The organism is Dapis hubbardiae BLCC-M172 (assembly GCF_050016015.1).
Lineage (GTDB): Bacteria > Cyanobacteriota > Cyanobacteriia > Cyanobacteriales > Microcoleaceae > Trichodesmium.
This window is the reverse complement of sequence record NZ_JBNHEQ010000268.1, coordinates 65857-79395: the sequence shown is the minus strand read 5'-3', so window position 1 is coordinate 79395 and position 13539 is coordinate 65857. Positions and strand designations below refer to the sequence as shown.

At 32.2% G+C, this 13539-nt stretch carries 9 protein-coding genes and 1 pseudogene; 6 read left to right on the top strand and 4 right to left on the bottom strand.

Features of this window, described 5'->3' with window-relative positions; translation table 11 throughout:
* Window positions 1-271: 271 nt before the first annotated feature.
* The 3 genes from ACP6PK_RS24955 to ACP6PK_RS24945 form a co-directional block, all read right to left on the bottom strand.
* Window positions 272-952, bottom strand: coding sequence for a dual OB domain-containing protein (locus tag ACP6PK_RS24955; RefSeq protein ID WP_426563605.1), 681 nt, complete (start codon window positions 950-952; stop codon window positions 272-274).
* Entirely contained in the window at window positions 940-1386 is a 447-nt protein-coding gene (locus ACP6PK_RS24950; RefSeq protein ID WP_426563603.1) for a DUF488 domain-containing protein, read from the bottom strand. Before ACP6PK_RS24950 ends, ACP6PK_RS24955 begins: the two co-directional genes overlap by 13 nt.
* Window positions 1387-1834: 448 nt before the next feature.
* Complete coding sequence (locus ACP6PK_RS24945; protein WP_426563601.1) at window positions 1835-2479, bottom strand: DUF488 domain-containing protein; 645 nt, start codon at window positions 2477-2479, stop codon at window positions 1835-1837.
* A 308-nt stretch (window positions 2480-2787) separates the two neighbouring features.
* On the opposite strand from ACP6PK_RS24945, the gene ACP6PK_RS24940 reads away from it, so the two are divergent.
* Window positions 2788-2994: a hypothetical protein gene (locus ACP6PK_RS24940; RefSeq protein WP_426563599.1), complete on the top strand. Its 207-nt coding sequence runs from the start codon at window positions 2788-2790 to the stop codon at window positions 2992-2994.
* A gap of 329 nt (window positions 2995-3323) precedes the next feature.
* On the opposite strand, the gene ACP6PK_RS24935 is transcribed toward ACP6PK_RS24940, so the two are convergent.
* Window positions 3324-4808: an aromatic ring-hydroxylating dioxygenase subunit alpha gene (locus ACP6PK_RS24935; protein ID WP_426563597.1), complete on the bottom strand. Its 1485-nt coding sequence runs from the start codon at window positions 4806-4808 to the stop codon at window positions 3324-3326.
* Window positions 4809-5080: 272 nt separating this feature from the next.
* Between ACP6PK_RS24935 and ACP6PK_RS24930 the strand changes: the two genes are divergently transcribed.
* The 5 genes and pseudogenes from ACP6PK_RS24930 to ACP6PK_RS24910 form a co-directional block, all read left to right on the top strand.
* Complete coding sequence (locus tag ACP6PK_RS24930) at window positions 5081-5791, top strand: tRNA1(Val) (adenine(37)-N6)-methyltransferase (RefSeq protein ID WP_426563595.1); 711 nt, start codon at window positions 5081-5083, stop codon at window positions 5789-5791.
* Window positions 5792-6007: 216 nt separating this feature from the next.
* Window positions 6008-6769 (top strand): carboxy-S-adenosyl-L-methionine synthase CmoA, encoded by a 762-nt coding sequence (gene cmoA / locus ACP6PK_RS24925; RefSeq protein ID WP_426563593.1) that lies wholly within the window; start codon window positions 6008-6010, stop codon window positions 6767-6769.
* 529 nt (window positions 6770-7298) lie between these two features.
* A complete protein-coding gene (locus tag ACP6PK_RS24920; protein ID WP_426563591.1) occupies window positions 7299-7955 on the top strand; it encodes a glutathione S-transferase family protein in 657 nt (218 codons plus the stop codon).
* A 402-nt stretch (window positions 7956-8357) separates the two neighbouring features.
* Window positions 8358-11810 (top strand): helicase-related protein, encoded by a 3453-nt coding sequence (locus ACP6PK_RS24915; protein WP_426563589.1) that lies wholly within the window; start codon window positions 8358-8360, stop codon window positions 11808-11810.
* Window positions 11791-13539 (top strand): annotated as a pseudogene (locus ACP6PK_RS24910) (hypothetical protein); the annotation flags it as partial. The gene ACP6PK_RS24915 and the pseudogene ACP6PK_RS24910, both read left to right, overlap by 20 nt.

Below are 13539 nucleotides of genomic sequence, written 5' to 3'. Positions count from 1 at the left end.
TAAATTCTGGAAATCAAACCTTTTTTCTTCTTTTTGATTATGTTTTTCTTCCCCCTGTTCCCTGTTCCCTGTTCCCTGTTCCCTATTCCCTGTGTCATGACTGTAGCAATATTTTATGAAATTAGTATAATTAATAATGGATAGTGGATAATCAAAACTATCTCTAATTATCAATTATCCATTGGTAATGAGATGCTTTAAACCTTTGAAGATGAATTATCAATTATCAATTATCCATTGGTAACTTTATACCCGCCATTCATTATTAGCTTTAAGGCAAATCAAATTCAATAATATTTGCTATTAATTTCCAACAAGGAGCTTCACCTTCCCAATTTTCAGGAGCATAAGGCATACTCAGACTGATAGTTACTAAAAGATTATTTGCAGTTGGAAAATATCCATTTTCTAAGTCTTTCATAAATTCTGGATCGGTAATTTTTGCATTATTTAAAAGCAAATAACCATGATTACTTTTTATACTACCTCGAAATTTTCCTCTTTTATCTTGAACAAAAGAAAAGTTATGCTTTTTAACTTTAACAATTTCAATTGTTCGACGTCGTTCAAAGGGAACTCTTTTTAGATAAGAAGGATAAATATATTTACGATAATTATGTAGGATATAGTCTGAATTATTACAGTATGGAAATATATCTTCAACTTTAGCTTTGCCTAAACATTTCCATTTACCTTTTAATACAGAAAAGTTTTCACTTTCAAAACCAAAATCATTTCCTTTATTATCAAGAGGAATTTCCAGAATATCAAGAGGTTTTGGCTCTCCACCTTCCACAAGTCTAATTCTTAAAGGTACTCTTCCATCTTCAGGAAATTGGCGATCGCATACCGGACGAACCCATTTTTCTGTATCTAAATCAATTCCTGCTATAGAACGCTCATTTAGTTTGTAGGAATTAGCCAAACAAATTATCTTTTTTAGAGATGACATACTTTAATATTTCCCCATTGTTGATTGAGATATTCAGCGACTAAACGACGATGACAATAATGTGGTTTAGCTTCACTACAAAGCAAACAACTTCCATCTAAAAGTTCAGGTGAAACTTTTTTTTCGATTTCTCTTTCAGTAATCAGGTTATTAAATTTTTGTTCATAATCATCCCAAGTAATTCTCTTTTTTTTATAATCATCTAAAAGTTCTTTAGTTGGTGCTAAATCTAGGATATGAATATATCCAATATTGCAAATCACTTTAAGAAAATATTCTAAGTCTTTCTTTTTGGCAAATCCGGCAAGTTGAGAAACATTATTGACTCTTGTATAAATAACACATTTGACTTTTGATTGGGTTAAATTCTCAAAAAAGTCTTGAGCGGTTTTTTTGGTAAATCCAATTGTAAAAAGTTCAATAGTTTTTGTCATTTTACTTATCCCGATATACAGCACTTCCTGTTCCCCGTGAGGTACAAAGCTAACAAGCAAGATGCTTGTGTTACAAAAATTTTATACATCATTAGTCGGAAATACGCTCTAACAATATAGCAATCCTAAATAGGTTGTAAAAATCCCAAAAAATAGAAATAGACTCCAGAAATCTTACCATGTACCTATTACCTATTTCCTATTCTCAAAAAGTGGCAATATTTTTGCAACAAATACTATAGCGTTTTTATTTGAGATGCGGAAACCGAGTCTTCTTAAAAAGGGAATAGGTTTGGAGGCCCTAGGAATGGTAAAGAGTGAAAATTTATATCAAATTGTGAAAAACACAAGGTAATGGGTACTCAATACAGAATTTTTTGGTTAGAAAAAACTGGCTCTAGATTTACATCTCATTTGAAAATGCTATATAGGATTTCTATATCAGACATTATTTTTTGTTGACATACGCAATTTTATCCCCTTGAATTTTGTAAGCTTTTTCAAGTATTGTATATTCAGAATCGTTAGTGGATTCCGTAACATTTTGACTGAAGCTTTTAGTATCAAAAAGACTTAATTGTAAAAATGACTGGGGTTTTTCCACAAGATTATTAATTTCTAGCAGTCTTTGTTCAAGATCGGAGTGATTCTCTAATTCACCATTTTTCAGAATATGGTTAATATCTAAGCCTTGATTTTTTAAATGTCGGCTCACTAAAATAGCACGATGACAAGTAATTGGATCTTGTTCAGAACACATCAAAGCAATATTATAATTTTCCAAACTTTGATAAACTATTTCTAAACCTTTTTGAAATTCATCTGTCTTAGCTATTAACTCGTACAAAGCTTTGCCATTAACGTAACAACTTAAATTATTAGTTCTTGCACCTAATTCTTTTCCTAAAAAAATGTATGAAATATTGGTTTCCTGTAGATATTGCTGAATATTTTTTTGACTAAAATGAGGTAAATATTTACTATAAGGAGAGGAGCGAACATCTGCGACTGCTGTTATTTGATGTTTTTGTAAGAGACTTAAAAAAGATTCTATGGAGTGATTAGAATGACCAATAGTAAATAATTTTATCATTGCTCATTTTATAAATTTTATATATTTTATCGCTAATTATACCTTGATTCCCTGATTAAGTCAATTACGGTTTTTCTTGAGGTAATTATCCATTATCAATTAATGAACTACCAAGTCTAATCAAGATGTCATCAACGATAAGTTTACTGAAATTATTTACCAAATCTTTAAGCTAAATTCAGTAATAGTTCTGATGCGGATTGATCGATAATCATTCATAATTAAAATGAAATCACAGAAAAAGATTAGTTGAAAGTAATTTACTAATCAATGCTAACTTGAATAAAATAAGGATTAAGCTATACATAATGGAAAATTATCGCAAGACTAACAATAATAAGAATGTAAATATTGAAGATTTACTTCAGGGAAACTCTTCTGATTCTAATAGCAATAATAAATTAAGTATTCGCAATTTAAAAATTCAGGATACAGATGCAGATAGCTATTACCATCACAAACGTTATGATTTTTGGAGTTTATTTGACGAGAATATTACCTTTAGAAATTGGTAGTGTTCAATAATTAATAATTAATAATATTATGTCCGCTAGCATCGGTATTGTATAGCAAAGGTAGGGAAAACTTAACAGGGAACAGGGAACAGGTAGCAAGGCTTAATATCAAGAAAAAAACTTAAATTTCCTGTAGATATTTACGCTTGAGTTTACACAAACGATATAAACGAACATGATATAATTACCAAAAATCCAGGTTCAAAACCTCCCTTTTAATGGAGAGGCTTTATACCTTAATTTTTCGGTAATTGAAGGTAGGTATGCGATTGGCAAGAGGAAGGATTAATAATCAATCCTCCACCCTCTTATTTTGACTATTTGTTTACCTAATCATTATCCGCGTGTTCAAATTCATAAACATAAAACAGTCTACTCAACTGTTGTAACTTATATCCGCCGAAAGCAAATAAAGCGGCACCCCCAACTGCAAACCAAAATCCTAATGGGGGAACTGCTAAACCAGAAACCGATGTTACCGTTTCAATTATTGCTCCTGTTGCTGCTTGAATAGCGATCGCTCGTGCGTCAATAATTATCCCTAAACACAGACACAATCCCGCCACAACATAAGTCAAAATCTTTAAGCGATTAATATTTTTCAGTGCATCCTGACAAACTCGACAATCTTTTGTGTGAGTCTCCCACACATCAAACAGTTTCCGCTTGTCATATTCTGGTGGTGGTAATTCAGGATTACATTCTGCTGCCCAAGGTATACCCCCTCCTGCGCGTTTCTCCAACCACTTCCGAAAGGTAATCACCATTTTATCTTGGGGATTAGGTGTATAAACTAGATCCAAATATTTTCCTTCCTGTCGGTTTGCTATAATTTTCTCCTGGTAGTGCAGAAACACAAGGTCTTGATGTGTAAACAAGGGTGTTATTATATGACGTAACCAAGCAATAGGCAAACTAAAGAATACCAAATCTTTTGGTCGCTTTCCTTGTTCATTCTTGACTAACACCTGGCACGTCATACCACGACAGTAACCAGGGCGAGTTGGAATAATATACAATGCCACAATAGATTTTCCGCCATTCTCCAATTCAGAATAACTTCTCACATGACAAGGTGGTTGAAAATCTATACCCCTTTGTTTGAAACCTGTTGCAGTTGGTGTAATTGCAAAGGAGAAACCTTCCTGGGTAGAAATCTTCCTTACCGGAATCATGTCGTAATATTTGGCATCTGTGTACCTGCTACCCAGAAATCCGTGATGTGAAACGGGAGCATGAGCTGGGTCTGTGACATTTTCAATGAAGAAATCCCAACCGTAAGGATATTCACGGGTATTCCAACCTAGCTTCACAACTTTGTCTGATGGATTTTCTAATTCCGGAATCACCCTTGGTTCGCGTAACTGACTTTCTGCTTGAGCTTGTTCCCCTGACTCTGGCCACACCCAAAGTAAACCTTGACGTTCCTGAGTAGGATACACAACTGCACAAGATTTACTGTTAGCACAATTTTTGGCTTCAGTTTCTTTATCTTTAGACTGAGGAATACTGACACACTTTCCCTCAGAGTTAAAACGCCAAGCATGGTATGCACACATTAGAGTGCCATCAGACTCTACCCTACCTTCGGAAAGAGGAACAAGTCGGTGAGGGCAAACGTCTTCAAAGCAAGACCATTTTCCAGTATTATTCCGCCACAGAACTAAATTTTTCCCTAGTAACTGGAATGGATATGGCCGAGATGTGTCAGTGTGGTCTATCACTGCCACTGGATACCATTGTTTTGTCCACTGGAATGTTTCTGTTTCTGTTGTTTCTTGAATGTCTTGTTCAATAATTTTCTCTGTTACCATGGTTAGTCCTTATTTAAGTCAAAATTTAAAAATCAAAAGTTAAAAGTAAGAAAATTCCATCAAATTTACTTGCTCTCAACTGTCTTGATTAGTCGGATAAATTTACATTTATTTATAATAACTTAATTATCAAAAAATTTCAGGTAAGTGGTGTGGGTATATTACCTATCAGCAGTTTTAGTATCTTATGTAAAAAGTGTTATAATTTTGATTTTAGCTGATTGTTCATAGCTAAATGCTTAAAGTTGTATACAAGTAGAAAAATTCAGAATATGGGAGGAAATCAATTTCGATTTAAGCAGTTTACTATCCTACAAGATAAATGTGCAATGAAAGTTGGCACTGATGGTACTTTATTGGGAGCATGGGTAGATGTTTCTGGAGCAGAAAAAATTTTGGATATTGGTACGGGTACTGGTTTAATTGCTTTAATGTTGGCACAGCGTTCATCTGCTAATATTGATGCTGTAGAAATTGACATAAATTCATCTATTCAAGCTAGGGAAAATGTAGAGCGATCGCCTTGGTCAAACAGAATTATAATTGCCAACTATTCAATCCAAGAATATACAAATTTTTGCCAAAAACGTTATGATTTAATAGTCTCAAATCCACCTTTTTTTGAAAATGCTTTGAAAGCTGCCAATCATTCTAGAACAGTTGCCAGACATACGGACTTTCTTTCACAAGCTGATTTATTAGAAATAGCAGTTAAATTGTTGTCTGAAACAGGAAAATTAGCTGTAATTTATCCAGTAGAACAGGCTGAAAATTTTCAGGAAAAAGCTGAATACTTTGGATTATTTTGTCAGAGAAAACTCTATGTTAAATCTATGCCAGAAATTCCCACAAAACGAATTTTGATGGAACTAAGCAAAAATAAATTACCATTACAAGAAAATACTCTGACTATTGAAGCAAAACAATATATATATACGTCAGAGTTTATTAGTCTAATTAAAGACTTTTACTTAAAATATTAAAGTAAGCATTCACTTGGGTTGGGAGACCAAACCCCTACGATTATTTAAAATATTAAAGTAAGCATTAACTTGGGTTGGGAAACCAAACCCCTACGATTACTTAAAATATTAACGTAACAATTCACTTGGGTTGGGAAACCAAACCCCTACGATTACTTAAAATATTAACGTAAGAATTCAGCCAAAAATACTGATAATTGATAACTGATAACTGAAATGACTGAACCACTAGAAACAGAACTATATTTAAGTTCAGAAAAAGATGAACTATTTGAAAAAGGTCCCTGGCCGAAACCTTTTGCTTTTAATGCCGAAGTAGTCAAAGTTTTCGATAATATGGTATCCCGTTCGGTGCCTCTATATCGAGAAGTTATCGCTGGGGCAGTGCATTGGACGCGAGCATATTATCAATCAAAAACACGGATTATTGATGTAGGTTGTTCTACTGGTACATTCCTAGAATTATTAGGTCGATTTTTGAAACAACCAGCAATTTTAGTGGGAATTGATAATTCTCCAGATATGCTGGATAAAGCTAGAGAAAAATTAGCTCAAGTAGAACAAATTCATCAGATAGAATTAATTTGTGAAAGTGCTGAAAATTGTTCTTTTGAAAATAGTAGTGTAGTTGTAATGAACTATACCTTACAATTTTTATCTCTCCCTCAAAGACAAAAATTATTACTAGCAATTTATCAAGGTTTAGTGCCTGGTGGATTACTATTTATGAGTGAAAAAATTCGGTCTTGCTGTCCTCAATTTCAAGAAACAATTACTCGGCATTATGAAGCTTTTAAAACTAAAAATGGTTATGCTCAAAATGAAATAGAACGAAAAAAAGAAGCGCTGGAAAATGTATTGATTCCACTGAATGAAGCGGAACAATTACAAATGTTAAAGCAGAGCGGTTTTCAATATATAGAATCATTAATTAAATTGCATAATTTTGTCTCATTTGTGGCGTTAAAATCTGATTGAATTAAAAATTAGGGGGTGATATAGAATCCGGTTCAGCAATTAACAATGAACAATTAATAATTAATAATTACCCCTTTTTGAAAGAAGGGGATTGGCTAAAATAATTTTTTTTGGTTTATCCCCTTTCAAGGGGAGGCTTTAAACCTTAATTGTTGAATGAATAATTAATTATTTACTATCAACTCTTAATTATTAATTATTAACTATTAATTATTAATTATTCGGTAATTAGTTATCGTATTGCTGAGGAGTCAGGAGTCGTAGGGGCGATTTCCGTTCCGGAATACTTTCCTTCGGAATGCTCTGCAAACGTAAACGCGTAATTAGGAGCATTCCGTAGAAAATCGCCCGTACAAGAGTTAGGAGTTAGGAGAAAGAAAGAATTTGAATAGCATGAATTTAAAAATTCCTATTCAATAAAATATCTGTATTAAAAGGCAGTAATTTTGCGATTACTGTATAACCGGATTTTATATCAGTGTTAAAATTAATAATGCTCATATTATTCATAAAATTGTGAGGTTCTCTAATGTTGACTCTTTATCACGCCCCTGTATCTCCTAACTCTCGTCGCGTCTGGGTGACATTATTAGAAAAAAGACTTGAATTTGAACTGGTAGAAGTAAAACTCAGTGGAGAACAATTTAAACCTGATTTTTTGGCAATTAACCCTTTTCACCACATTCCTGCTTTAGTAGATGATGGTTTTAATGTAGTCGAATCTTTGGCAATTCTTGACTATTTAGAAGCAAAATATCCTACTCCTAATATGCTACCTAAAGATGTTAAAGACCTAACAATTGTACGGATGGTACAAATGGTAAGTGTTAATGAATTGTTGCCCTCTATTGGTCCACTGCTGCCACGAATTTTAGATTTACCTGGAGAAGACCCTGAAAAAGTTAATAAAGCAGAGGAAAAAATTACAACAGTCCTAACATTTTTTGAGAATTTATTAGGCGATCGCCCTTATTTTGGGAGCAATAATATTACTTTAGCTGATGTTGTTTCTGGAACAATAATTCCTATATTGTTGAGAGGAGGTATTTCTTTAGATAAATATCCTAAAATTAATGCTTGGTGTAGTCGTTTAATAGGACGTCCAGCATGGCAAAATTCTGAGGCAACAGAAGAAGCATTTGCCGAATTTAGATCTAATATGTTAGCCCGAATGCAAAAACAATAAAATTACTTTTCCCTCTTTCATTATTACTAAAGAAGGGGGGTTATTTCAGTTATCAGTTATCAGTAATTTTTCGGTAAGGTAGTAGAGATAAGTAATAAAATGATTAAAGAGATAATTTTATGCTGGAGATAAGTCATTTTTTAGGAATTTTACTATGTCTTATAATGGCCATTTACCTTCTGATTTTTAGGTTAGTTATAATCAAAAAAAATCCATCATTTATCTAGAAAATATCTCTATTATTTAAGGGATATTAACCCCTATAATTCTTGGTTTAGTCATCGAATGGGCAGCATTCATATTCTTTGTAGCTTGCTCTATTTGACACCTATTACATTTTCATTGAAAGTTCAAGATTTAATGAGGGAAAACTAAGAGAAAAGCAATTCTTTCTTAACCACTATGTCAAATCATCAGCTTTCTGTATTTCAGTCTGGTATTCGAGACAACTGTGAGCGGGGTACAGTTGGAGATTTTCTCCAAGATAAGATTGAAATAAACTCTAAATTATCTATTATCTCTGCTTATTTTACGATTTATGCGTTTGAAGCTTTAAAACAGAAATTATGGTCTATTGATAACTTAAATTTTCTGTTTGGAGAACCTCGGTTTATTCAAAATATCGGCAGTGAGACTAATCCAAAATCTTTTAAAATTGAAGACACTGGCATTCAACTAAGTAGTAGATTAAAACAGAGTAAATTAGCTAAGGAATGTGAAGAGTGGATAGATAAAAAAGTCAATATTCGTTCTATCAGACAAAGTAATTTACTTCATGGTAAAATGTATCACATTGATCATAATGGGGTAAAAACTGCCATTTTAGGTAGCTCTAATTTTACCTTAAAGGGATTAGGACTAGCTGAGGGAAATAGTAATATTGAATTAAATTTAATTGTTGATAGTGACAGGGATAGACAAGATTTAAAATTATGGTTTGAAGAGTTATGGAATAATAAAAGCCTGGTACAAGATGTCAAGAATGAAGTAATTAGTTATCTCAATCAACTTTATCAGGATAATGCTCCTGAGTTGATTTATTATAAAACACTGTATCATTTATTTAAACGATTTTTAGACCAACAAGCAGCTAGTGACTTATTAACTAAACAACGCCACTTAACTGATACAAAGATTTGGAATTTATTATTTGATTTTCAGAAAGATGGAGTTAAAGCTGCGATTAATAAAATCATGGAATATAATGGCTGTATTATTGCTGATAGTGTGGGTTTAGGAAAAACTTTTGAAGCTTTAGCTATTATTAAATATTTTGAGTTATTAAATTATAAAGTTTTGGTTTTATGTCCTAATAAATTAAGAAGTAATTGGACAGTTTACCATGCTGCTAATAATAGTGAATTAAATATTTTGCTTGAGGATAGATTTCATTACACCGTATTATCTCATACTGATTTAAGTCGAGAAACTGGATATTCAGGAGATATTAATTTAGAAATATTGAATTGGGGTAATTATGATTTAGTGGTGATTGATGAATCTCATAATTTTCGGAATAATACTAAAGGAAAACGAGATAAAGATGGAAATATTATCAAAAAAAGTCGCTATGAAAGGTTGATGGAAGATGTTATTAAAAAAGGAGTTCCTACGAAAGTATTACTATTATCAGCAACTCCTGTGAATACAGATTTAAAGGATTTAAGAAATCAGATTAATTTTATTGTGGAAGGTAAAGATAGTGCTTTCAGTGAAACATTAGGGATTAATAGTATTAAGCAAACTTTGGCGATCGCTCAAAAAGAATTTACTTTATGGGCGAAGAAAAAACAACACTATAGTGATGAGTTATTAGAAAAATTAAATTCTAGCTTTTTTACGTTATTGGATGGATTGACAATTGCTCGTTCTCGTAAACATATTCAAAAGTATTATCAAGAAGTTATTGAAGAATTAGGCGGTTTCCCAGAGAGACTAAAATCTATTTCTTTATTTTCTCATATTGATTTAGAAGGTGATTTCTTAGATTATGATGATATTAATAGGCAAATTTCTGATTATCAATTATCTTTGTTTAAACCATCTAATTATGTTTTAGAAGAATATCAAAATTTGTATGAAGGGGAAGTTATCCAAAAGAATTTTACTCAAAGTAATCGAGAAAATTACTTAATTGGAATGATGAAGGTTAATTTTATCAAAAGGTTGGAAAGTTCAGTTTATTCTTTTAGGATTACTTTGGAGAGAACGATAGAAAAGATTGAATATTTAGAGGCAAAAATTAAATCAGTAATCCACCCATCTTTAGTGGATGAAAAGTCAGTAACTCACCCATCTTTAGTGGATGAAAAGTCAGTAACCCACCCATCTTGGGTGGATGACAAGCTAGAAGCTTGTGTTACTGAGGATGACAAGCTGGAAGCTTGTGTTACCGAGGTGGATGATGAGGATGTGGATGGAGACGAAGAGTTACAAGCTACTTTTGAAGTAGGAAAACATTTAAAATATCAATTAAAACATTTAGATGTTGACAGATGGTTAGTCGATCTAGAAAGAGATAGAAAACAACTTTATAACTTATATATTAAAGCAAAAGATGTAAATATCTGTAGAGATGCTAAGTTAGCTGAGTTAAAAAAAATTATTCAGTCTAAAGTAACTAATCCGACTTTTAATAAAGAAGGAAAAGAGAATAAAAAAATTATCATCTTTACCGCATTTGCTGATACAGCTAAATATTTATATGATGCTTTGCAAAAGTGGGTGACAACCGAATTAAAAATTCATATAGCTTTAGTCACAGGTGGTAATAAAGGCAATAAAACCACCTTGGGAAGTAGCAGTTTTGAAGAGATTTTAACTAACTTTTCTCCTAAGTCTAAGAAACGAGAAATAATGTCTTCCTTACCCCAAGATAATCAAATAGATTTATTAATTGCTACTGACTGTATTTCTGAAGGTCAAAACTTACAAGATTGCGATTATTTAGTTAATTATGATATTCATTGGAATCCTGTCAGAATTATTCAAAGATTCGGACGTATTGATAGAATTGGCAGTCTTAATCATACCGTTCAATTAGTTAATTTTTGGCCGACAGAAGACTTGAATAACTATATTAATCTCAAAAATAGAGTTGAAGCGAGAATGGCATTAGTTGATATTACAGCCACCGGAGAAGATAATCTTTTAAATGTAGATGAACTACCCGATTTATTAACCAAAGAAATGAGTTATCGAGATGAACAGTTACTACGCTTGAAAGATGAAGTATTAGATATTGAAGATTTTAATGAATCAATTTCTTTGACAGAATTTACCTTGAATGATTTTCGTATAGACTTACTTAATTATTTAGATAAAAATCGACAAATTTTAGAAAATACTCCGTTAGGATTATATGGTATTGTTCCTAGTCATAAAGACTATGATGTAATTAAACCTGGTATTATTTTCTGTCTTCAACAAATATATTCCTCTCTTTCACAAGCAGCGGTTAAAGAAAAATTAAAAAATGAACAAGTTAACCCTCTACAACCTTATTTTTTAGTTTATATAAGGGATGATGGAAATATTCGTTATACCTTTGCTCAACCTAAACAAATTTTAGAAATATATCGTCTTTTATGTGCAGGGAAAACTAAACCATATAAAGATTTATGTCAATTATTTGACCGCCGTACCAATCATGGTTCTAATATGAGTAAAGAGAACGATTTATTAGATAAAGCAGTTGATTCTATTACCCGCATATTTACTAACCGTGTCACTAAAAATATTTTTAAGTCAGGAAAAAGAGGTATCATTCCTTTAAAAGAACAACAAGTGACCAAAAGTACAGACTTTCAACTGATAACCTGGTTAATTATTGAAGATGACTCAAAAAAACCTTAAATCTGATATTGAAAAAGCTTTAAAAGAATTTAGTCAAGTTTCTAACGCTGATGGAATTAAGCATCTATTTGAAACTTTAGGTTACTCAACTCAACGGGAATTTTTATTAGATATTCAAACCCCTGATGAGGTAGTACAAGAATTTGGGTGGGATAATTTTAGTCAAGATAAAGGATTATTAAAAGAGTGGAAGTCGGTCGATTATTTCTTTCAGGTGACGGAAGAAGAAATTACTCAAAATGAACAGTTAGGATTATTTCAACCTTCTTTTGAAAAGGATTATTTAAAGTCATATATTTTTCTGGGATTAACTTTACAAAATCCTGATTATTCTCGGAGTAAAATGGCAACTATCACCCGTGAAATAAACCGTCAATCTGATATTCCCATTATGATTTTATTTCGTTATGGGAATTATATTACCTTATCTATAATTAATCGTCGTCCTAATAAGTTAGATAGGGATAAAGATGTCTTAGAAAAGATTACTTTAATCAAAGACATTAATATAAATTCTCCCCATCGAGCGCATCTTGAAATTTTAGCAGATTTATCCTTCATCTCTCTGAAATATGTTCAGAATTTTGACGAATTACATACAGCTTGGCAAAAAGTTCTAGATACATCAGAACTCAATAAAAAATTCTTTAAGGAGGTATCTAATTGGTATTTATGGGCGACTCAAATGGTGACTTTTCCTGATGGAGCAGAAGCAGATGAATCTATTCGTAATGCTACCAGTATTATTCGTTTAATTACTCGCCTGATTTTTGTTTGGTTTTTAAAAGAAAAGAGGTTAGTTCCTGATGATTTATTTAATGAAGGTAAGCTGCAAAGGTTACTAAAATCTTTGGAATTAGAGGAAACAACTTATTATAAAGCTATCTTACAAAATCTCTTTTTTGCTACTCTAAATACCGAAATGAACCATCCCCCTAAATCCCCCTTAGAAAAGGGGAATGTGAGGAATAACCGAAAGTTTAGAGGACAAACTAAACAAAAGGGAGGAATAGATCAAAATTATGGAGTAGCTAATGTTTATCGTTACCAAGATTATTTTATTAATTCTGATGATTTTTTAGAATTATGTCACGATATTCCTTTTCTTAATGGGGGTTTATTTGAGTGTTTAGATAGAGATAAAGAGAAAGATGATTCCTCTAAAACGTCTCAAAAAGGCAAAGAGAAAACAAAAATTAGAATTGATGGGTTTTCTGATAGGGATGATAATGTTTTAAATGTTCCTAATTTTCTCTTTTTTGGAAAAGTCAGAGACGTTGATTTAAACAAAGCCTATGGAACTAAAAATAAAAAGTATCAAGTTCAGGGATTAATTAATATTTTTAATCGTTATAAATTTACTATTGATGAAAATACTCCTATTGAGGAAGAAATTGCTTTAGATCCAGAATTGTTAGGTAAAGTATTTGAGAATTTATTAGCAGAATATAACCCGGAAACCGAAACCACGGCAAGGAAACAAACGGGGTCTTTTTATACTCCTAGAGAGATTGTTAATTATATGGTAGATGAGTCGTTAATTGCTTATCTACAAAACTTCCTCCCTGTAACACAAGCTTCTAGCTTGTCAGGGAAAGACATCCAAGATGGATGTGTTACTAAAACTGACACCTACCCTGTAACACAAGCTGCCAGCTTGTTGGGGAAAAACACCCAAGATGGATGTGTTACTAAAACTGACACCTACCCTGTAACACAAGCTGCCAGC